Annotated in this window: 23 protein-coding genes; 14 read left to right on the top strand and 9 right to left on the bottom strand. The window is 73.4% G+C overall.

The window, feature by feature from the left end:
* Positions 1 to 49 precede the first annotated feature (49 nt).
* The 3 genes from lpdA (at position 50) to RM780_RS10680 (ending at position 2249) form a co-directional block, all read left to right on the top strand.
* On the top strand, positions 50 to 1456 hold the full coding sequence (gene lpdA, locus RM780_RS10690) for a dihydrolipoyl dehydrogenase (RefSeq protein ID WP_311630376.1): 1407 nt from the start codon (positions 50 to 52) through the stop codon (positions 1454 to 1456).
* Positions 1457 to 1563: 107 nt separating this feature from the next.
* Entirely contained in the window at positions 1564 to 1806 is a 243-nt protein-coding gene (locus tag RM780_RS10685; RefSeq protein WP_311630375.1) for a type II toxin-antitoxin system Phd/YefM family antitoxin, read from the top strand.
* A complete protein-coding gene (locus tag RM780_RS10680; RefSeq protein WP_311630374.1) occupies positions 1803 to 2249 on the top strand; it encodes a PIN domain-containing protein in 447 nt (148 codons plus the stop codon). Before RM780_RS10685 ends, RM780_RS10680 begins: the two co-directional genes overlap by 4 nt.
* Before the next feature lie 56 nt (positions 2250 to 2305).
* On the opposite strand, the gene RM780_RS10675 is transcribed toward RM780_RS10680, so the two are convergent.
* Positions 2306 to 2698: a hypothetical protein gene (locus RM780_RS10675; protein WP_311630373.1), complete on the bottom strand. Its 393-nt coding sequence runs from the start codon at positions 2696 to 2698 to the stop codon at positions 2306 to 2308.
* A 491-nt stretch (positions 2699 to 3189) separates the two neighbouring features.
* Between RM780_RS10675 and RM780_RS10670 the strand changes: the two genes are divergently transcribed.
* The 5 genes from RM780_RS10670 (at position 3190) to RM780_RS10650 (ending at position 5907) form a co-directional block, all read left to right on the top strand.
* Positions 3190 to 3402 (top strand): hypothetical protein, encoded by a 213-nt coding sequence (locus RM780_RS10670; protein WP_311630372.1) that lies wholly within the window; start codon positions 3190 to 3192, stop codon positions 3400 to 3402.
* Positions 3403 to 3405: 3 nt separating this feature from the next.
* Positions 3406 to 3891: a hypothetical protein gene (locus tag RM780_RS10665; RefSeq protein ID WP_311630370.1), complete on the top strand. Its 486-nt coding sequence runs from the start codon at positions 3406 to 3408 to the stop codon at positions 3889 to 3891.
* Complete coding sequence (locus tag RM780_RS10660; protein ID WP_394812932.1) at positions 3845 to 4048, top strand: M78 family metallopeptidase domain-containing protein; 204 nt, start codon at positions 3845 to 3847, stop codon at positions 4046 to 4048. Before RM780_RS10665 ends, RM780_RS10660 begins: the two co-directional genes overlap by 47 nt.
* Positions 4049 to 4194: 146 nt before the next feature.
* Entirely contained in the window at positions 4195 to 4620 is a 426-nt protein-coding gene (locus RM780_RS10655; RefSeq protein WP_311630368.1) for a DoxX family membrane protein, read from the top strand.
* Positions 4621 to 4764: 144 nt separating this feature from the next.
* A complete protein-coding gene (locus RM780_RS10650) occupies positions 4765 to 5907 on the top strand; it encodes a MarP family serine protease (protein WP_311630367.1) in 1143 nt (380 codons plus the stop codon).
* Positions 5908 to 5926: 19 nt separating this feature from the next.
* On the opposite strand, the gene RM780_RS10645 is transcribed toward RM780_RS10650, so the two are convergent.
* Positions 5927 to 6583, bottom strand: coding sequence for an SGNH/GDSL hydrolase family protein (locus RM780_RS10645; RefSeq protein WP_311630366.1), 657 nt, complete (start codon positions 6581 to 6583; stop codon positions 5927 to 5929).
* A gap of 342 nt (positions 6584 to 6925) precedes the next feature.
* On the opposite strand from RM780_RS10645, the gene RM780_RS10640 reads away from it, so the two are divergent.
* Positions 6926 to 7804, top strand: a complete 879-nt coding sequence (locus RM780_RS10640) for a phosphatidylinositol-specific phospholipase C/glycerophosphodiester phosphodiesterase family protein (RefSeq protein ID WP_394812931.1) — start codon at positions 6926 to 6928, stop codon at positions 7802 to 7804.
* A gap of 32 nt (positions 7805 to 7836) precedes the next feature.
* Here the strand turns inward: RM780_RS10640 and RM780_RS10635 are convergent, their stop codons facing one another.
* Together RM780_RS10635 and RM780_RS10630 are read right to left on the bottom strand one after the other, a co-directional pair.
* Positions 7837 to 8046, bottom strand: coding sequence for a hypothetical protein (locus RM780_RS10635; protein WP_311630364.1), 210 nt, complete (start codon positions 8044 to 8046; stop codon positions 7837 to 7839).
* A 167-nt stretch (positions 8047 to 8213) separates the two neighbouring features.
* The gene (locus tag RM780_RS10630; protein ID WP_311630363.1) at positions 8214 to 9002 is read right to left on the bottom strand and encodes a VOC family protein; all 789 of its coding nucleotides are present in this window, start codon (positions 9000 to 9002) and stop codon (positions 8214 to 8216) included.
* 213 nt (positions 9003 to 9215) lie between these two features.
* On the opposite strand from RM780_RS10630, the gene RM780_RS10625 reads away from it, so the two are divergent.
* Positions 9216 to 9707: a hypothetical protein gene (locus RM780_RS10625; protein WP_311630362.1), complete on the top strand. Its 492-nt coding sequence runs from the start codon at positions 9216 to 9218 to the stop codon at positions 9705 to 9707.
* Here the strand turns inward: RM780_RS10625 and RM780_RS10620 are convergent.
* The gene (locus tag RM780_RS10620) at positions 9697 to 11055 is read right to left on the bottom strand and encodes a hypothetical protein (protein ID WP_311630361.1); all 1359 of its coding nucleotides are present in this window, start codon (positions 11053 to 11055) and stop codon (positions 9697 to 9699) included. The two genes, RM780_RS10625 and RM780_RS10620, sit on opposite strands and share 11 nt — an antisense overlap.
* A gap of 168 nt (positions 11056 to 11223) precedes the next feature.
* On the opposite strand from RM780_RS10620, the gene RM780_RS10615 reads away from it, so the two are divergent.
* The 3 genes from RM780_RS10615 (at position 11224) to RM780_RS10605 (ending at position 13049) form a co-directional block, all read left to right on the top strand.
* A complete protein-coding gene (locus RM780_RS10615) occupies positions 11224 to 11616 on the top strand; it encodes a hypothetical protein (RefSeq protein WP_311630360.1) in 393 nt (130 codons plus the stop codon).
* Complete coding sequence (locus RM780_RS10610) at positions 11613 to 11828, top strand: hypothetical protein (protein ID WP_311630358.1); 216 nt, start codon at positions 11613 to 11615, stop codon at positions 11826 to 11828. Before RM780_RS10615 ends, RM780_RS10610 begins: the two co-directional genes overlap by 4 nt.
* 222 nt (positions 11829 to 12050) lie before the next feature.
* On the top strand, positions 12051 to 13049 hold the full coding sequence (locus tag RM780_RS10605; protein WP_311630357.1) for a zinc-dependent alcohol dehydrogenase family protein: 999 nt from the start codon (positions 12051 to 12053) through the stop codon (positions 13047 to 13049).
* A 22-nt stretch (positions 13050 to 13071) separates the two neighbouring features.
* Here the strand turns inward: RM780_RS10605 and RM780_RS10600 are convergent, their stop codons facing one another.
* From RM780_RS10600 to RM780_RS10585, 4 genes are all read right to left on the bottom strand, one after another.
* Complete coding sequence (locus RM780_RS10600; RefSeq protein WP_311630356.1) at positions 13072 to 13743, bottom strand: enoyl-CoA hydratase-related protein; 672 nt, start codon at positions 13741 to 13743, stop codon at positions 13072 to 13074.
* A gap of 262 nt (positions 13744 to 14005) precedes the next feature.
* Positions 14006 to 14512, bottom strand: coding sequence for a hypothetical protein (locus RM780_RS10595; protein ID WP_311630355.1), 507 nt, complete (start codon positions 14510 to 14512; stop codon positions 14006 to 14008).
* A gap of 121 nt (positions 14513 to 14633) precedes the next feature.
* Positions 14634 to 15302, bottom strand: a complete 669-nt coding sequence (locus RM780_RS10590) for a hypothetical protein (RefSeq protein ID WP_311630354.1) — start codon at positions 15300 to 15302, stop codon at positions 14634 to 14636.
* 86 nt (positions 15303 to 15388) lie between these two features.
* Positions 15389 to 16927 carry an MFS transporter gene (locus RM780_RS10585; RefSeq protein WP_311630353.1) on the bottom strand — a complete coding sequence of 513 codons (1539 nt, stop codon included), beginning with the start codon at positions 16925 to 16927 and terminating at the stop codon, positions 15389 to 15391.
* Between the two features lie 62 nt (positions 16928 to 16989).
* Here RM780_RS10585 and RM780_RS10580 point away from each other — a divergent pair, with 62 nt between their 5' ends.
* Positions 16990 to 17982: a helix-turn-helix transcriptional regulator gene (locus RM780_RS10580; RefSeq protein WP_311630352.1), complete on the top strand. Its 993-nt coding sequence runs from the start codon at positions 16990 to 16992 to the stop codon at positions 17980 to 17982.
* The last annotated feature ends 46 nt before the right edge of the window (positions 17983 to 18028 follow it).

Raw genomic sequence — 18028 nt, 5'->3', positions numbered from 1 at the left:
ATGGGAGGCACGGGATTCACACACAGCGCGAGAGAAGGCGTGAGAGTTCATGAGCACGCACTACGACGTCGTCGTCCTGGGCGCCGGGCCCGGGGGGTACACGGCGGCGGTACGGGCCACCCAGCTGGGGCTGAGGACCGCGGTCATCGAGGAGAAGTACTGGGGCGGCGTGTGCCTGAACGTCGGCTGCATCCCCTCCAAGGCGCTGCTGCGCAACGCCGAGCTGGCCCACCTCGTCACCCATGAGGCGGACACCTTCGGCATCCGCGCCGAGGGCAAGGTGACGTTCGACTACGGCGCGGCGTACCAGCGCAGCCGCAAGGTGGCCGAGGGCCGGGTCAACGGCGTGCACTACCTGATGAAGAAGAACGGCATCACGGAGTACAGCGGCCGGGGCACCTTCACCGACCCGCACACCCTCCAGGTCGCGCTGTCCGCGGGCGGCACCGAGACGGTCACCTTCGACCACTGCATCATCGCCGCGGGCGCCACCACCCGCCTGCTGCCCGGCACCTCCCTGAGCGAGCGCGTGGTCACCTACGAGGAGCAGATCCTCTCCGAGGACCTGCCCGGCTCGATCATCATCGCGGGCGCGGGCGCGATCGGCGTCGAGTTCGCCTACGTCCTGCACAACTACGGCGTGCAGGTCACCATCGTCGAGTTCCTGGACCGGATGGTGCCGCTGGAGGACGCCGAGGTCTCCAAGGAGCTCGCCCGCCAGTACCGCAAGCTCGGCATCCAGGTCCTCACCTCCACCCGCGTCGAGGGCATCGAGGACACCCCGGGCGCGCCCGTGCGCGTCACGGTCACCAACGCCAAGGGCGAGCAGCAGGTGCTGGAGGCCGACAAGGTCCTCCAGGCCATCGGCTTCGTCCCCCGCGTGGAGGGCTACGGCCTGGAGAACACCGGCGTCGCCCTCACCGAGCGCCGGGCCATCGCGGTGGACGGCCGCCTGCGCACCAGCGTTCCGCACATCTTCGCCATCGGCGACGTGACGGCGAAGCTGATGCTCGCGCACGCGGCCGAGTCCATGGGCATGGTCGCGGCCGAGACGATCGGCGGCGCGGAGACCATGGAGCTGGACTACCCGATGATCCCGCGCGCCACGTACTGCCAGCCTCAGATCGCGAGCTTCGGCCTCACCGAGGAGCAGGCCCGCGAGGCCGGCCACGACGTGAAGACCGTCAAGTTCCCCTTCACGGCCAACGGCAAGGCCCACGGCCTGGGCCAGCCCTCCGGCTTCGTGAAGATCGTCAGCGACAGCAAGTACGGCGAGCTCCTCGGCGCCCACCTCATCGGCCCCGAGGTCACCGAACTCCTCCCCGAGCTGACCCTCGCCCAGCAGTGGGACCTCACCGTCCACGAGGTCGCCCGCAACGTCCACGCCCACCCCACCCTCGGCGAAGCCGTCAAGGAGGCCATCCACGGCCTGGCGGGGCACATGATCAACATGTAGCAGGCCCTTCGGCACCCGGCCTGGCCGTCACGGACGCGACGGCCAGGCCCGGCCCCGCGCCCCTGCCCGTCCGGGGCAGCGGAGAAGCACGTAGTAACATGTAGGACATGGAGGCGACAGCTCGCGAGTTCAACCAGAAGTCCTCACAGATCCTCGCCGCCGCGGCACGCGGCGAGACCATCACCGTCACCAAGAACGGCACACCTGTCGCCCGGGTGGTCCCGATCGCGGAGAGCGACATCCCGCCGTACCCGGTCGATCCCATGGGCGACATCGAGCTGCCCGACCTCGGTCTGCCCGACCTCTCGGACGACGAGATCGAGGACGTGCTCAAGGGGATGGGCGAGTGAGCCTGGTAGCCATCGCCGACACCAACTCCCTGTACCGCCTGCTCGACCCACGCCTCACGGGTCACCAGGAGCACAAGAAGGCCCTGGCGACCGTCAGCCATCTCGTCATCTCCCCCATGGTCCTGGCCGAGCTGGACTACCTGATCACGTCCCGGGCGGGGGCGCTGAAGGCCCTGGCGGCAGCCCGGTTCATCGAACGCGGCACCGCCACCCGCCGCTTCGAGGTCCCTGCCGTCGCCGCACACCTGAGTGCCGCACTCGCCGTCGCCGAGGGGTACGCGGACGCCGACGGCGGCAAGGGCGTCGGCCTGACCGACGCGATGAACGTGGCCCTGGCCGCCGCCTACCGCACCGACGCTCTGCTCACCGCCGACCGCCACTTCCGCATGATCCGCCCCCTGACCGGCCACACGGCGTTTCGTCTGCTGCCCGGCGACCTGTAGCCGGCGCCGCCGGGCAGGCGGGCGGGAAGCGGCCGGCTTCGCGTGCGGCGCGGCGCTCAGCCCAGCCACGCCCGGAGACGGGGGCCCAGGTGGACGGTGCGGGGGAGGCGTTCGAGGGTTTCGGGGGCGGTGGGGGCGCCCGCGTGGGTGAGGGTCGCGGCGAGGGAACGCCAGTGGGCGGCCGTCGCCTCCACGTGCGTCTGGTCCTCTCCCGGCTCGTCCGGGCCGACGACCGTGCGGGCCGTCTCCTCGATCTCCTCGGCCGTGATCCACCCGGGCGGGCCCTCGCCGGAGAGCGAGGACGTCCAGCCCCGGTCGTTCAGCAGCACCACCGTGCGCCCGTCCGTCAGGACCGCCTCCAGCCGCGCCGACACCGACAGGGACCGGCGGCCGGGCGGCGCGTCGCCGTCCAGCTCCACGTGGGTGACCAGCCGCGTCACGTCCGCCATGCCCTCTTCCTCCTCCGGGGAGACCCGGGTTATCCGCCGCCCTGCGGGTGCCCGCGCTCGCCGAGCAGGGCGAAGTCGTCAATCGAGCGGCACCGGGATCACCGGTGCGGGTGGTCCGAGACATTGTCCTGCTGGTCACGGTCCTGGACACTGGGCGAGCAACACCACTCGGGCACAGCGGAAGGCGATCGGGGAACGGCTTGAAGTATGAGCCCAATGCCAAGCACAAGGAGCCGTGGCAGCCGGGAGCGAGAGGATCGCTCTGCCCCCCCGGACGCCGACGGGCCCGCGCTGCTCGCCGAGAGTGTGGTCGACCCCAGCTTCCCGGGGAAGCGCTTCGCCACGGACGGCAGGCTGGCCTACTGTGGGCATGAGCACGCCCCGGGCTGCTGGCATGGCTTCCCGATCGAGTGGAGGAAAGTACCCGAGCGACTTTGGCGTCAGTGGCTGGCTGAGCGGCAAATTTCCCGCCGAAGCATCAAAGAGCATCGGTGACCGCGATGACAGTAAACGGCTGGGAAATGCAGGCCGGCGATCCGGCCGAATTCGCATTCAGGCTTTCGTTGTTGCGCAATCCGCACGGAGAGCACGATCGCGCCACCCCGGAAGAGGCCCATTCATGGGGGGCATTTTCCTTGTGGGTTGCCGGCGAAAACCTATGCGCACACCTGGAGCAGGGCCAGGTGATCGAGTCCGCACACTAGTATATGATCCCGCTGCTGGAGTGGCTCACCAAAAATTGGGATGCTCTGTTCCACGAAGAGCAGCTACCTCTGAAGAACGTCGGCCGCTCGGCAGCCGAGGCCATGGCGCTCACCAGGACCCCACCCATTTCCCTCAAAGAAGTCGATGAATTCGAGTGGCTGGGAGAATGGACCGCATGGTGGGACAGACACAACCTCAGGTCGGCACGCGAAGGTGGCCTGTTTCCGGATTTGTACATGCGCCGCTACAGGTCATCGTTCGAGATCTCCACGGGCGCCGAGACGCTTATCGGAATCCCTGAAGAGTTTGCCTTTCTTGCTCCGCACCGACGGTACGAAGTCGACCTTGACAATGCCGCCCGGCGAGTTGGCGGTTGCTTCCGGGCCATGGGCCCCTCTCGCTGTGGAGCAACGCGCCAATGCCTTTGCCGCCGCTTTCTTGATGCCCACATGGCTGCTCCGCCGTCATGTGGCTCAGGTGAACGGTGACATCGGCACGGACGAAACCGTGTCGAGTCTCGCTTCTCGCCTTCACGTCAGCGTCTCCTCGATGATCGACCGGCTGCACAATCTCGGCGAGCTGGACGAGGCCGAGCGCTTTCGTCTGAAGGCCCGGTGGCGGCGTCACTCGGGCTTCATCTCCTGAGTCTCCTCAGGCCGGGCGGGGTCGTCTGCCCCCGGTTCGTCGAGCGGGTCCGAACCCCGCCGCTCCGGTTGCCGGGCCGCGCGGGGCGCAGGACAGTGAGGAGGAGACACGCGAACAGGCGGGGGTCACCGATCCTGGAGGTGTCCATGGATGTGCTGGTCCTCATCGGCCGGATTCTCTTCGTCGCGCTCTTCCTGAACTCGGCGCTGGGCCACCTGACGCAGACGAAGGCGATGGAGGGGTACGCCGCCTCCAAGGGCGTTCCCTCGCCGAAGGCCGGGGTGCTGGGCTCCGGCGTGCTGATGCTGCTCGGCGGGCTGATGCTGCTGCTGGGCGTGTGGCCGGACCTGGGCGCGCTGCTGCTGTTCCTGATGCTCCTGCCGACCGCGCTGCTGATGCACGCGTTCTGGAAGGAGAGCGACCCGGCGGCCCGGCAGGGCGAGCAGATCCACTTCCTCAAGGACCTGGCGCTGGCCGGGGCCGCGCTGATGCTGTTCGCGCTGATGGCCATCGCGGGCGACGACCTGGGCCTGACCTGGACCGGCCCGCTGTTCGGGCGGGACGACGACTAGACCGGGACGGGCGGGGCAGGGGGCGTAACGACCGGCGCGAGGGCGACGGGCGCCCCCGGCAGGCCCTAGGCTCGGGGGAACCCTCCGGCCGCCGGCCGCGTTTCCCATGCGGCGGACGGGACGGCGGGTAGGGCCTGGAGGGTTGTGAATCTGCTCGATGTGCTCCTGCTGCTCGGCGTGGTCCTCGCGGGCGTCGCCGGGTTCCAGCGGGGGCTGATCGCCGGGGTGATCTCGCTCGCGGGGTTCGTCGGCGGCGCCGCGCTGGGCGTGTGGCTGCTGCCGTTCGCGGTGGACGGCCTGGAGCCCGGCTCGGGCGAGGCGGCGGTCGTCGCGATGCTGGTGGTGCTGGTCCCGGCGGCCGTCGGTCAGGCGGTGACGTGGCCGCTGGCGATGAAGCTGCGCGACTCCGTGCGCTGGGCCCCGGCCCGGTGGGTGGACGGCGCGGGCGGCGCGGTGTTCAACGGGATGGCGCTGCTGCTGGTCGCCTGGATCGCCGCCAGTTCGCTGGTGCCCACGCCCTCGCCGGGGATCAACCGCGCGGTGTCCGAGTCCTCCGTGCTGGGGGGCGTTCAGGACCGGATGCCCGCGCAGGCGCCGGCCTGGTTCAGCCGGGCGACGAACGCCCTGACCGACGCGGGCTTCCCGCAGGTCTTCAACCCCTTCGAGAACGACCCGACCGCCGACGTGCCCGCCCCCTCGGGGGACAACGTCACCGAGGCCGCCCGCCTCGCCGCCCAGCGCAGCACGGTCAAGGTCACGGCCAGCGACGGCTTCTCCGGTCACGAGGGCAGCGGCTTCGTGTACGCCCCGGAGCGCGTGCTGACGAACGCGCACGTGGTGGACGGCGCGGCCGTGACGGCGGTGCAGGTCGGCGGCGTGGGGCGGCGCATCGAGGCCGAGGTGATCCTCTTCGACCCGGACGTGGACGTGGCGGTGCTGCGGGTGCCGGGCCTGGAGGCGCCGGTGCTGGAGCTGGCCGGGGACGCGACGCGGGGCGACCCGGCGGTGGTGGCCGGGTACCCGGAGGACGGCGGCCTGGACCTGCGGGCGGCGACGGTGGCCGGCCGCACGGCGGCCCGCGGCCAGGACATCCACGGCAACAGCGTGGTGACCCGCGACATCTACGCCGTCCGCTCCCTGGTCCGCCCCGGCAACTCCGGCGGCCCGCTGCTGACGGTCGAGGGCCAGGTCTACGGCATGGTCTTCGCCCGCTCGGTCAACGACACCGAGACCGGCTACGTCCTGACCGCGGACCAGATCCGCGGCCACACGGAGGCGGCGGGCTGACGCCCTGGGAGACGGAGGCTCACAGCAGCGCCGCGACCTCCTGCGCCAGGGCCGTTCCGAGGGCGAGGTTGTTCTCGGCGGTGAAGTGGATGCCGTCCACGCCCTCGGTGGCGACGTGGCGGCCGGCGTCGGCGAAGGAGACGCCGAGGAAGGAGGCCAGCGCCCGGTAGTGGCGCGGCAGTTCGCGGGTCTTCTCCCGGCCGCCCTGGAAGAGTTCGGCGAACCACGGGTCGGGGATCTCCCCCAGGGGCGGCGGCGACACCAGCAGGACCGGCGGCGCCGGGTAGACCGTTCCCACGCCGCCCGCGCAGCCGGCGACCTGGGCGACGAGGGTGGAGGCGCCGGCCGCTATCTCGAAGGGGGTGCGGCCGAAGTAGACCTTGGTGTCGTTGGTGCCGAGCATGATGACGACCAGGTCGAGCGGCAGGTGCGTGGCCAGGGCCGCGGGGAGGTGGGCGGCGCCGTTGAGCCGGGGGTCGGTGGGGTCGTCGGCGTTGGTGGTGCGCCCGCTCAGACCCTCCTCCACGATCTCGGCCTGCCCGCCGAGGGCGGCGGCCATCGCGCCGGTCCACCGCCGTTCCCAGGGGTAGCGCGTGGTGGGGGCGGTGCTCTCGACGGGGACCCAGCCCCATGTCAGGGAGTCTCCGTAGCACAGGACGCGCTTCTTCTCGCTCATAACTGACGGCTCCGGCAGTCGGGGAGGGCGGCTCAAGGGGGGATGCGGACGGCGGCGCGGGCCGCCTCGGCACACCCCATATGACAGCGGGGCCGACGGCCGGTGAACAGTCGTGGAAACCCCACGAACCGCGCGCCGCAGGCGCAGAGTTGGCGCCGGTCGTGCGCCTGGGGCGTACTCCGATGGCGCGGGCCCGTGTGGAACGCGGGGATGACGCCCCGGCGAAGTCTTCGAACGCCCGGACGAAACCCTCGAACGTCTCTGCCCTTTCCGCGCCTTGACACCCGATACTCGCAGGGCTGCCGGACCGCCCGTGTCCGCGTGGGGCGACATGTGGGAGGAATCGTGACGCAGATCAGCCGCCGGGGAGTCATCGGGGCGGGCGTGGCGGCGGCCACGCTGACGGCGGGGGCGGCGGCCCCGGCGTGGGGAGGGGGCGCGGGCGGGGGCGCGCGCGTCGTTCCCCTGCCCCGGGCGCACGCCCACAACGACTACGAGCACGACCGGCCGCTGCACGACGCCCTGGCCCACGGCTTCACCAGCGTGGAGGCCGATATCTGGCTGGTGGACGGGCAGTTGCTCGTCGCCCACGACGAGGTGGACCTGGACCCGCGGCGCACGCTCGAAGCGCTGTACCTCGACCCGCTGGCCGCCCGGGTGATCGCCAACCGGGGCCGGGTGTACCGGGGTTACGACCTCCCGCTCCAGCTCCTGATCGACCTCAAGAACACCGGTGAGGAGACCTACCGCGCGCTGGCCCGCCGGCTGCGGCGCTACGGCGCCCTGTTCAGCAGCGCCGCCGGGGGGCGGGTGCGCACGCGCGCGGTGACGGCCGTCATCTCCGGGGAACGCTCGGCCCGCGCCCCGATGGAGCGGGAACGGGTGCGGTACGCCTTCTACGACGGGCGGCTGGACGACCTGGCCGCGGCGGCCCCGGCGCCCGCCTCGTTCATCCCGCTGATCAGCTCGAACTGGAACGCCACCTTCACCTGGCAGGGCGTGGGTCCCTTCCCGGCGGCGCAGCGGGAGCTGCTCCACCGGATCGTGGGGACGGCGCACGGGCGGGGGCAGCGGGTGCGCTTCTGGGCCACGCCGGACCAGCCGGGGGCGGCGCGGGAGGCGCTGTGGCGGGAGCTGGTGGCCGCGGGCGTGGATCACCTGAACACGGACGACCTGGCGGGACTTGAGGCGTTCCTGCGGGGCGCGGGCGAGACGGCCTGAGGGCGGCGCGGGGCGGGGCGGGGCGGCGCGGGTCAGCCGCGGGCGGGCAGGTCGTCGACCCAGGCGTAGCGCGTGCCGCGGCCGTCGGTGGACCGCAGCTCGTACAGGCCCCCGTCGCCGGCCGTGCGCGGCGCGGCCAGCATCAGGGGCAGCGGCACGTGCCCGGTGATGACGAGGTCGATGGTCCGGCCGTCGCGTGGGCCGCCGTCGAAGCGGACGCGGATCACATGATGCTCAGCCATGTGATCAACCTATCCGGGGCCCCCGGCGAGCCGCGCCCCCCGCAAGGGCGGTCGCAGGAACGCCCGTTTGACACCGGTCCGAACAATCCGGCGCGCCGGGGAAACGGGCGTTCACCGGCGGCGGGCGGGCATTCACCGGGCCGCGAACCGGCGTTCTCCGGGCGCCCTCAGACCAGTTCGGGGACCTGCCCGGAGGTGCGGCCCGGGTCGATCACGGTGAACGCCACGCCCTGCGGGTCCACGACGGGCGCGTACCGCCCGTAGGGGCTGTCGGCGGGCTCGGCCAGCACCCGGCCGCCGAGCCGGTCCACGCGCTCGGCCGCCGCGTCGCAGTCCTCCACGCCGAAGTAGACCTCCGCGTGCGAGGGCGTGCGCGCGGGGGCGCCCTCGGGCATCCGCAGGCGCCCGGAGACGGGCTCGCCGTCCACCTTCCAGACCTTGTAGGCGCCGTGGGAGCCGGCGGCCTGCCGCACCTCGTAGGGGAAGACGTCGGGGTAGAAGGCGTCGGCGGCCTCGGGGTCGCGGGTGACGATCTCGGCCCAGCAGTACGCGCCCGCCTCGCCCTGCTTCTCGAAGCCGCGGTGCCGCCCGGCCTGCCACACTCCGAACAGCGCCCCGGCCGGGTCGGCGGCCAGGGCCATGCTGCCCAGGTCGCCCACCTCCATCGGCTCGGTCAGCACCTGGCCGCCGTGGCCGCGCACGCGGTCGGCGGCGGCGCGGACGTTGGGGGTGGCGAAGTACAGGGTCCAGGCGGGCGGCACGTCCTGGCCGGCCATCTGCGGGGCGAGCGCACCCACGGCCTTGCCGTCGGAGAACGCCTGCGCGTAGCCGCCGTACTCCTCCTGGCCCTCGGCGAACGACCAGCCGAACAGCTCCCCGTAGAACCGCTTCCCGGCCGTCACGTCCGGCACGGTCGCGTCCGTCCAGCACGGCACACCTTCAGCGAACCCAGCCACGGGGCGCCCCTTCCTTTCGAGCGGGCGCGGTCTCGCGTTCCCTCACGCGCTGCGGCCCGCGCTCCCTCCTGCGCTCCGGATCGCGTTCCGTCGTGCGCGCGTCGCGCTCCGCTTCCACGTTCTCCCGTCGTTCTTTTCACGCTAACGCCCCCTTCGCGCATCGGCATCACGAGCGCGGTGTCACTGTCAGTGGCCCCGCGTACGCTTCCCGGTATGCGCGATGAGGAGAGCGAGCGGGGCGGGCGGGACGCCGGCTCCGCGATGGGCAGGATCGAGCAGGCCGTCAGGCTCCGGCACGCCGGGGACTCGGCCGGGGCCCGGGCGCTGCTCGCCGGGATCTGGGCGGAGACCCCGCCGGACGGCGACCCGTTCCACCGCTGCGTGCTGGCGCACCACCTGGCCGCGCTGACGGAGGACCCGGGAGAGCGGCTGCGCTGGGACCTGCGGGCCCTGGAGGCGGCTGACGCCGCGACGGGGGGCGGCGACGGCGGGGAGGGGGCGGGGGGCTCGGCCCCGCGCATCCGCGGCTTCTATCCCTCCCTGCACCTGAGCCTGGCCGCCGACTATCACCGGCTGGGAGACGACGACCGGGCGCGTTCCCACCTGGCCCGCGCCCAGGCCCGCGCGGGCGCGGTCGCCGGGGAGGGCTTCGCGGGGGGCATACGCGCGGCGATCGAGCGCGTGGCGGCCACCCTCAGCTCTTGAGGTCGGCCACCTGCCGCGCGCGGCCCAGGAGTTCGCGGACCGGGGCGGAGCGGGTCCAGGCCGCCAGGCGGCGGCGCATGGTCCTGAGGTGGCCGTCGCCGCGGGCGGTGGAGACGTACTGGTAGTCGTCGAGGAAGTGCTGCCAGCTCGCGCAGGCCGCGTCCAGGTGCCCGAGTTCGAACTGCCTCCCGGCCAGCACCGCGTGGGCGTGCATCCGGCTCTGCCGCTCGCCGGGCGGCTGCACGCGGATGGACTGCTGGAGCGCGTCGATCGAGCCGGGCAGGTCACCGGTCTCGTACAGGACGGAGGAGAGGTGGAACTGGTAGGCGCAGCGGTCGTAGCCGCCCACGGCGGAGGGCGGGGCGGCGTCCGACTCGGCGCGGGAGAGGGCGCGTTCGGCCTCCCGCAGCCGCACGAAGGCCCGGCGCCGGTCCCCGGCCATGGCGGTGGCCCCGGCCTGCTGCCCGGCGAGGAACGCGCGCAGCCGCGGGCTGCTCGCGTCCGCGGCCTCGGCCGCGGAGTCGGCCAGGTCCTGGGCGAGGGTGCCGTGCCCGAGGCTGGTGGCCTGGAGACTCATGCCCCGCAGCGTCCGGCAGAAGGTGACGTGGTCCTCGGCGGCGGCGGCCAGCTCCAGCGCCTTGACGTAGTACCGCTGCCCCACGCCGTGTTCGCGTTCGTACATGGCCATCCACCCGGTCAGATACACCAGATCGGCGGCGGCGGACAGCATCTTCTTCCGGACATCGTCGGCGGCGGAGGCGCGCAGGTAGGGACCGACGGTGTTGACCAGGAAGGCCGCGGCCATCGGCCGCGCGTTGCCGCCTCCCAGCTCGTCGCAGATGGCGGCTATCCGCTCGGTCATCGTGCGCACCCCGGTGACCTCCCCGGTGCCGATCCGGGCGGTGCGGCCGGCGGCGACGGCGGCGGACCGCCCGGCCAGCTCCGCGAAGACCGGGACGGCCAGCGCCGCCGAATACATGCCGGCCTGGACCATGCCGCGGCGTGACGGGTCCATGTCCTGCCTCCCTATGTCGATGAGCTCCTCGGCCAGATCGACACCTTCGCCGGGGCAACCAGGCCCGGCGAAGCCTGCCTCCCTCAATGTGACGGGGCGGTTGAGGCGACGGGAGAGGGCTTCACAAACTAAAGGGCGAACATGTGCCCGGGGCATAGTTCCCCCCACCCAGTGGGAGACGGCAGACTGGTCGTAGCGCAGTTCCAGTCCCGCCTCGGCGCCCACCCGGTTGACGGCGAGGGCGAGTTGGGTGCGGGACCATCGCGCCTGTTCCAGGAGCGCGCCGAGCGAGGCGTTGGGGGTGCGGGGACGACTGCCGGGACGAGCTGCCATGCGTGAACTCCCGCGGGCGTTCATGGCCTTCATGGTGACCCGCCTCCCCAACGCTACCGGGCGCAAGCCCCTCTGCATTACCTCTTCTTGGTACCTGCTACGTACCCGCCGATCTGGGTGCGCGAGAAGAGGTGCGCGAGGAGACACGCGAGAGGGAAGGGGTGTCGCATGCCGGTGCGAACCTGGCTGCCGGCGGACGGCGAGGGCGTGCGGGTGCTGCCCTGCGGCAGGTGGTTCGACGCGGTGGAGGTGTACGGTGCCGCGGGCCCGCGGACGCTGACGCTGCTCGGCGAACGCTCGGGCCCGGTGATCGAGGACCAGGCGCGGGGCGTTCTGCACTGGCTGATCGCCCCCGGTTCGGGCGACGCGTGGCTCCCCCCGGCGGCTCCCGGCATCCGCGTGCTGGGCGCGGGCCACCAGCTCGCCGTCCCCCCGGCCGCCTGGACCCGCGGCCCGGCCACACGCTGGCTGCTCCCCCCGCGCGGCACCTGCCTGACGGACGTGCGCCGCCTGTGCGACGCGATGACAGCCGCGGCGGCCGGCACGGTGACCGTCCCGTGAGCGGCGGGATCATGGAGCAGGTGATGGTGGACTCCTCCACCGTCCGGCGCGGGGACGAGATCCTCATCGGGGGCCAGGCATACGCCGTCTCCGACATGGTCGCCCTGCCCCGGGGCGGCCGGCGCCTGGAGTTCGCCTCCGGCGAGTCCTTCACGATGCGCGCCTCCACGGTCATGTGGGCCACCCGCCGCCGTTCCCTCGGCCGCCGCTGACGGCGGACCACCGACCGCGCGCCTGCCCCCCTTCGACGCCTTCCTTCCCTTCGGTCTCTGCCGGCCCTTCCGCCCCTTCCGATCCCCCGGGTCAGGACTTTGCCGATCCATGGGAGAGCCTTTCCCTCCGCTGCGGATAGTCCGAATATCCTCGAACTATCTTCTGCGGCGTGCCGGCGCGAGCCGGCCCGCCGGCCCGCGCCATCCGGAGGATTCGCCACCATGACCACGGCCATCCGCTTCCACGCCTACGGCGGCCCCGACGTCCTCACGCTCCAGGACGTCGAGATCGCCCCTCCCGGCCCCGGCGAGCTGCGGCTGCGCGTGGACGCGATCGGGCTCAACAGGGCCGAGTCGCTGTTCCGTTCGGGCACCTACGGCGAGCCCGTGCGCCGCTTCCCCACCGGCCTCGGCTACGAGGCGGCCGGGGAGGTCGAGGCGGTGGGCCCGGACGTGACGGAGTTCGCTCCCGGCGACGCCGTCTCCGTCCTGCCCGCCTTCTCGATGACCGATTACCACACCTACGCCGCCTCCGCGATCGTCCCGGCCCGCGCGGTCGTCCACCGCCCGGCGGACGTGGACGCGGTGACCGGCGCGGCGGTGTGGATGGCGTACCTGACCGCGCACGGCGGCCTGGTGAGCACCGGCGGCCTGCGCGCGGGCGACACCGTACTGCTGACCGCCGCCGCGAGCAGCGTCGGCCTGGCCGCGATCCAGGTCGCCCGGCGGGTGGGGGCCGTGCCGATCGCCACCACGAGATCGGCGGCCAAGCGCGAGGCGCTGCTGCGCGCGGGCGCCGCCGAGGTGATCGTCACCGGCGGGAACGCCCTCCTGCCCACCGCCGACGTGGTGTTCGACCCCGTCCTCGGCCCCGGCCTGGCGGACCTGGCCGCGGCCGTGCGCCCCGGCGGCGTTCTCGTCGCCTACGGCGCCCTGGCCGGCCCCACGATCGAGGTGCCCGCCCTCCCGCTGCTGCGCTCGGGCGTTCAGCTGCGGGGTTACTCGGTGCGCCGCACCTTCGCCGACCCCGAGGAGCTGCGCCGGGCCGTCGCCTTCGTCAACGCGGGCCTGGCGACAGGGGAGTTCAGGCCGGTCGTGGACCGGGTCTTCGACGGCCTGGGGCGGATGCCCGAGGCCCACCGCTACCTGGAGTCCAACGCCCAGATCGGCAAGATCGTGGTCACCGTCCGCCACCCGTCCGTCCCCCGCCCCTCGAACTGACCGGCCCGCGGCGGCCGTTCGTTCAGCCCAGCGCGATGTCGCCCTCGCGCAGCGCCCGCAGCGCGTCCGCGTACATCCGGGCCTTGATGGTGCCCACCGTCGGGCCGGCCTTGGACAGTTGGGCGCGGGCGATCTCCACGGCCGTGTCCAGGACGGCGCCCTCCTCGGCCACGCGGTCCACGATCCCGGCGTCCAGCGCGTCCTGCCCGCCGTAGCGCCGGGCGGTGACCATGGCCTCGTGCGCGACCCGCGGCGCGAGCCGGGACTGGATCAGCGCGGACATGCCCTCGGTGAAGGGGATGTCGATGTCCGCCTCGGGCAGGCACCAGTAGCCGCGGTCGGCCCGCATCACGCGGACGTCGTGGCTGAGGGTGAGCATCGCCCCGGCGGCGAACGCGTGCCCCTGCACGGCGGCGACGGTGAAGAACGGCAGGGCCAGCACCCGGGCCAGCAGCGCGTGGACGGCAGTGACGTAGCTCTCGCCCTGGTCGGTGTGGGCCAGCAGCCAGTCCAGGTCGAGGCCGTTGGAGAAGAACTTGCCGGTCGCGGCGGTGACCAGGGCGCGCGGGCCCTCGGCCTTCTCCACCTCGTCCAGCAGCGTGCCGACGGAGGCGAGCCAGTCGGGGTGGAAGCGGTTCTCGGTGTCCCCGAGGTCGAGGACGAAGACGTCGTCCCGGCGGTCGAGCGTGGGCATGGCGGGGCTCCTTCGCGGAAGGCCGGCGGTGGCGGGTCCGCGACGGTGCCGGACGCACCCCTGGCCCTACCGACCAGTAACTATCTCGACCGCATCGTACCCCCCGCCCGCCGCACGGCAAGCCCCTCGGGGCGGCGGGCCCGCGGGCGGACCGCAAGCCCTCGGCGGCACACAGCGGCCCGCCGGAAGCGGGCCGCTGAGCGGGCGGGCGCGCCGGGACGGCACGGCGGGCCCCGGAGGGGGCGCGAAGGCCCCGGGCGGATCAGCCGGGCACGTCGTGGATCAGCCAGAGGCGGTCCAGGCTCCACCAGTCGTCGACGAGGGTGACCCAGCTGTCGCTGTGGTCGGGGTGCGTGAGGCCGACGACGAAGCGGGTGTCGCGCAGCGCGATCTGGCAGTAGTCACCGCGCCGCCGGATCTCCCACTCGTTCCGCGCCCCTTCCAGCGTGCCGTTCTCCAGCAGGATCGGGCCCTGGAATCTGACGTTCTCGTACACCGGGTCGCTCTCGTGCTTGCGCAGCGGCTCCAGGTGACGGTCGGTGCCCAGGTGCCTGAGGACGAAGAAGCCGTTCCCGGAGGCGGTGAACTCCCACCGGTGGTAGTCCTTCAGCTCCGTCCAGTCCTCGCGCAGGGCCTTGAGATGCTGGCGCTTATTGACGAAGGAGTCGGGGATCAGAACGCCTCCGGAGTGGGCGCTCACGATCATCTTCTCGCCGTTGACCAGGTCCGACACCGAGCCGGTCGACGGGTAGGGGGGCGCGGCGGCCATCTTCACCTCGCTTGGGTCCACTTGGGGACCAGCGTTTCCACCGCCCGGCCCGAAGCCACCGCGGTTCACCCGCGGTGGTGATAAGTAGCACCGCGGCGGGGCGCGCGAGGGCCGGCGCGCGTCAGACGCCGTCCGGGTGCGCCGGGCGGCGCCGCCGCCCGGGGACCCAGCTCTCCAGCAGGACCAGCAGGGCCGCCGCGACGGCGGGGTCCCAGCCGGGCACCGGCAGCCCCATCCGCGACGCCCCCGGCCGGTGGTCCGCGACGACGCGGCCACCGGAGCGCAGGCGCACCCGCTGCGAGGGCCCGGCCCCGGTGAACTCGCCCTCCGCGGCGAAGGCCAGCGCGACCTGCGCGGGCACGGTCGGCAGCCACAGCCACCAGCCCAGCCGCCCACCGGTCCAGCCTGTGGCCTCGAAGCCGCCGGAGCCCTGCGGGAGCACCGTCCAGCGCGCGCGCCACCTGCGGGGGAACGCCAGGGGCTCGCGCCGGATCAGCGCCAGCGGCCGGCCGTCCGCGCCCACGACCTCGTACGTCATGCCCCGCGCCCCCTCGGCCGCCGGCGTGCGCACCCGCGCGAGAAGCTCGCCGCCCGCCCCCTCGCGCCGCAGGGTGAACGCCCGCACGCCCGCACGCCGCGCCTCCCGGTAGCCGCCCGCCGTCCCGCCGGGCGGCAGGTCGCGCACCACGCGCGCCATGACCGTTCGCGCCCCCCGGCGCCGCTCCGCGCCCCAGACCGCCCCGGCCTCCCCGCGCACCGAGGGCCCCGCCAGCCCCATCCAGCTCCCCATGCCCGGCAGCCTAGGACCCCCGCGCCGCCCCGCGCCCGGAAGGGGCGGAGGCGGCACGGGGGCCGGAAGAGCGAAGGGCGAGTGCCTCAGGCCAGGGCAGGTTCGCGGGGCGGGACCTCCGCCCCGGCCTCCTCCGCGATCTCCTCACCGGCCGTCCCGTGCCCCTCGCGGGCCCGGCGCGGCAGGAGGAAGGCCAGTCCGAAGGCCAGGACGGTCAGCCCGAGCGAGATCAGCGTCACCTGCCGCGAGGCGTCCACGAACGGCCCGGCCGCGAAGGAGCCGCCGACCGCCGAGAAGAAGACCGTCCCCAGCACCGCGACGCCCAGGCTCGCGCCGAGCTGCTGGAAGGACTCCAGCAGGCCGGAGGCCGAGCCCACCTCGTGGTCGCGGATCTCGCCCATGATGATGTCGAACAGCGGCACGAAGATCATGCCCATGCCGAACCCGTAGCCCAGCAGCGGCCCGGCCAGGTCCCAGCCGTCCACGGAGGCCCCGGCGCCGCCCAGCACCACGAAGGTGAACGTCAGGCCGACCGCCATCAGCGCCAGCCCCAGGTGCAGGATGCGCCGCCCGAGCCGGCCCATCATCGTCGCGCCGAAGCCGGAGCCGAGGAAGGCGCCCACCGCCCAGGAGGCCATGGTCAGGCTGGCCCTCACCGGGCTCTGGCCCAGGCCCATCTGGAGGAAGAGGCCCAGGGTCAGGGAGAAGCCGACGACCGAGCCGAAGAAGACGATGACGAACGCCACGCCGGAGGTGTAGGACCGCTTGGCCAGCACGCTCAGCTCGACCAGCGGGGTCTCACCGGCCCGCTTGCGCAGGATCTGCCGCCGGATGAAGAGGCCCAGCGTCAGCACCGCGCCCGCGGTGACGGCCAGCAGCCACGCCGGCCAGCCCTGCTCGCGGCCCTGCACCAGCGGGTAGACGCCCAGGAACATCGCCGCGCCGGCCAGCACCGCGCCCCCCGCGTCCAGCCGCATCCCGGCCGGGCGGGGCGTGCCGCGCTCCGGGAGGGCCGCCCGCCCGGCCAGCAGGGAGAACGCGGCCAGCGGCAGGTTGATGAAGAAGACCATCCGCCACCCGGTGCCCCACAGGTCCGCGTCGACCAGCACGCCGGCCACGACCGGGCCGAGGATGGTGGACAGGCCGATCACCGGGCCCAGCGCGCCGAAGGCCTTGCCGATCTCGCGCGGCGGGAAGAGGTCGCGGATCAGGCCGAACGCCTGCGGGATCATCACCGCCCCGAACAGGCCCTGGGCCACCCGCGCCAGGATCAGCGTTCCCGGCGAGAACGCCAGGGCGCAGGCGATCGACGCGGCCAGGAAGCCGGTGACGCCGATCAGCATCATCCGCCGCCGCCCGAACATGTCCCCCAGCCGCCCGCCGGTCAGCAGGCCGACCGCGAGGGCGAGGGTGTAGGAGGCGGCGATCCACTGGAGGCTGGCCTCCGAGCCGCCCAGGTCGGCCTGGATCGAGGGGGCGGCGACGTTGACCACCGTCGAGTCGAGGATGTTCATGATCATCGCGGCCAGGACGGCGAACAGGCCGAGCCAGCGGCGCGGGTGGCCGTCGGCGGAGGCGCCGGCCGGGGCGGGAGAGGCGGGTGAAGCGGTGTGCGTGAGGTCCATGGGGAACACCCTCGCAGCGCATTAGGAACGTTAGATTCCTATATTGCTGACAGACTTCCGGCATGCTCGAAACATCCGCACGCCTGCTGCGCCTCCTCTCCCTCCTCCAGACCCCCCGCGAGTGGACCGGCTCGGAGCTGGCCGAGCGCCTTGAGGTCACCCCGCGCACGGTCCGCAACGACGTCGAGCGCCTGCGCCGCCTCGGCTATCCCGTCCACGGCACCCGCGGCGCGGTCGGCGGCTACCGCCTGGGCGCGGGCAGCGAGCTGCCGCCCCTGCTGCTGGACGACGCCGAGGCGGTGGCCGTCACGGTCGGCCTGCGCACGGCCGCCGGCGGCTCGCTGGCCGGCATCGAGGAGGCGTCCCTCAGCGCCCTGACCAAGCTCGAACGCGTCCTGCCGCCCCGGCTGCGCCGCCGGGTGAACGCCCTGACCACCTACACCGTGGCCGTTCCCCCGCGGCAGCGCCGCGAGCCCGAGACCGTGGACCCCTCCCTGCTGACCACCCTGGCCGCCGCCTGCCGGGACCACGAGCGCCTGCGCTTCGACTACCGCGGCCACGGCGCGGCGGACGCGGCCCTGCGCGACGTCGAGCCCTACCGCCTGGTGAACTGGGGCCGCCGCTGGTACCTGATCGCCTGGGACACGGGCCGGGCCGACTGGCGGACGTTCCGCGTGGACCGGATCGGCCCGCCGCGCACGCCCACCGGGCCCCGGTTCGCGCCCCGCCCGCTGCCGGACGAGGACGTGGCGGCGTACGTCTCGCGCGGGGTCGCCTCCGCCCCCTGGCGCTTCCGCGCGCGGGTCACCGTGCACGCCCCGGCGGCCGAGGTGGCCGAACGACTGCCCCTCTCGGCCGGGTCCGTCGAACCCGTGGACGAGGGAACCTCCGTCGTGGAGACTGGCTCGGACAGTGCGGCCACGCTGGCGGCCTGGCTGGGCCTGCTGGGCGCCGACTTCGACGTCTCCTCCTCGCCCGAGCTGGCTGACCAGGTGCGACGCCTGGCCGAGCGGTACCGGAGGGCGGCCGGGACCGCGCCCCGGGAGGCGGCCTGAGCACCGGCCCGGCGCCGGCCGAGCGCCGGGCTCGCGCGAAGGAGCC

The sequence above is a fragment of the Streptomyces boetiae genome (assembly GCF_031845405.1).
GTDB classification, from domain to species: Bacteria; Actinomycetota; Actinomycetes; order Streptomycetales; family Streptomycetaceae; genus Streptomyces; species Streptomyces boetiae.
Note: the sequence above shows the minus strand (reverse complement) of the source record. Positions and strands in the feature narration are given on the sequence as shown.

Bases quoted from the DNA above. Each gene is read 5' to 3' on its own strand.
- RM780_RS10635 (WP_311630364.1), bottom strand. From the start codon at position 8,046: ATGGCTGAGCATCATGTGATCCGCGTCCGCTTCGACGGCGGCCCACGC.
- RM780_RS10620 (WP_311630361.1), bottom strand. From the start codon at position 11,055: ATGGCAGCTCGTCCCGGCAGTCGTCCCCGCACCCCCAACGCCTCGCTC.
- RM780_RS10585 (WP_311630353.1), bottom strand. From the start codon at position 16,927: ATGGACCTCACGCACACCGCTTCACCCGCCTCTCCCGCCCCGGCCGGC.
- RM780_RS10615 (WP_311630360.1), top strand. From the start codon at position 11,224: ATGCCGGTGCGAACCTGGCTGCCGGCGGACGGCGAGGGCGTGCGGGTG.
- RM780_RS10580 (WP_311630352.1), top strand. From the start codon at position 16,990: ATGCTCGAAACATCCGCACGCCTGCTGCGCCTCCTCTCCCTCCTCCAG.
- RM780_RS10665 (WP_311630370.1), top strand. From the start codon at position 3,406: ATGATCCCGCTGCTGGAGTGGCTCACCAAAAATTGGGATGCTCTGTTC.
- RM780_RS10625 (WP_311630362.1), top strand. From the start codon at position 9,216: ATGCGCGATGAGGAGAGCGAGCGGGGCGGGCGGGACGCCGGCTCCGCG.
- RM780_RS10675 (WP_311630373.1), bottom strand. From the start codon at position 2,698: ATGGCGGACGTGACGCGGCTGGTCACCCACGTGGAGCTGGACGGCGAC.
- RM780_RS10660 (WP_394812932.1), top strand. From the start codon at position 3,845: ATGCCCACATGGCTGCTCCGCCGTCATGTGGCTCAGGTGAACGGTGAC.
- RM780_RS10655 (WP_311630368.1), top strand. From the start codon at position 4,195: ATGGATGTGCTGGTCCTCATCGGCCGGATTCTCTTCGTCGCGCTCTTC.
- RM780_RS10600 (WP_311630356.1), bottom strand. From the start codon at position 13,743: ATGCCCACGCTCGACCGCCGGGACGACGTCTTCGTCCTCGACCTCGGG.
- RM780_RS10645 (WP_311630366.1), bottom strand. From the start codon at position 6,583: ATGAGCGAGAAGAAGCGCGTCCTGTGCTACGGAGACTCCCTGACATGG.
- RM780_RS10595 (WP_311630355.1), bottom strand. From the start codon at position 14,512: ATGGCCGCCGCGCCCCCCTACCCGTCGACCGGCTCGGTGTCGGACCTG.
- RM780_RS10685 (WP_311630375.1), top strand. From the start codon at position 1,564: ATGGAGGCGACAGCTCGCGAGTTCAACCAGAAGTCCTCACAGATCCTC.
- RM780_RS10590 (WP_311630354.1), bottom strand. From the start codon at position 15,302: ATGGGGAGCTGGATGGGGCTGGCGGGGCCCTCGGTGCGCGGGGAGGCC.
- RM780_RS10605 (WP_311630357.1), top strand. From the start codon at position 12,051: ATGACCACGGCCATCCGCTTCCACGCCTACGGCGGCCCCGACGTCCTC.
- lpdA (WP_311630376.1), top strand. From the start codon at position 50: ATGAGCACGCACTACGACGTCGTCGTCCTGGGCGCCGGGCCCGGGGGG.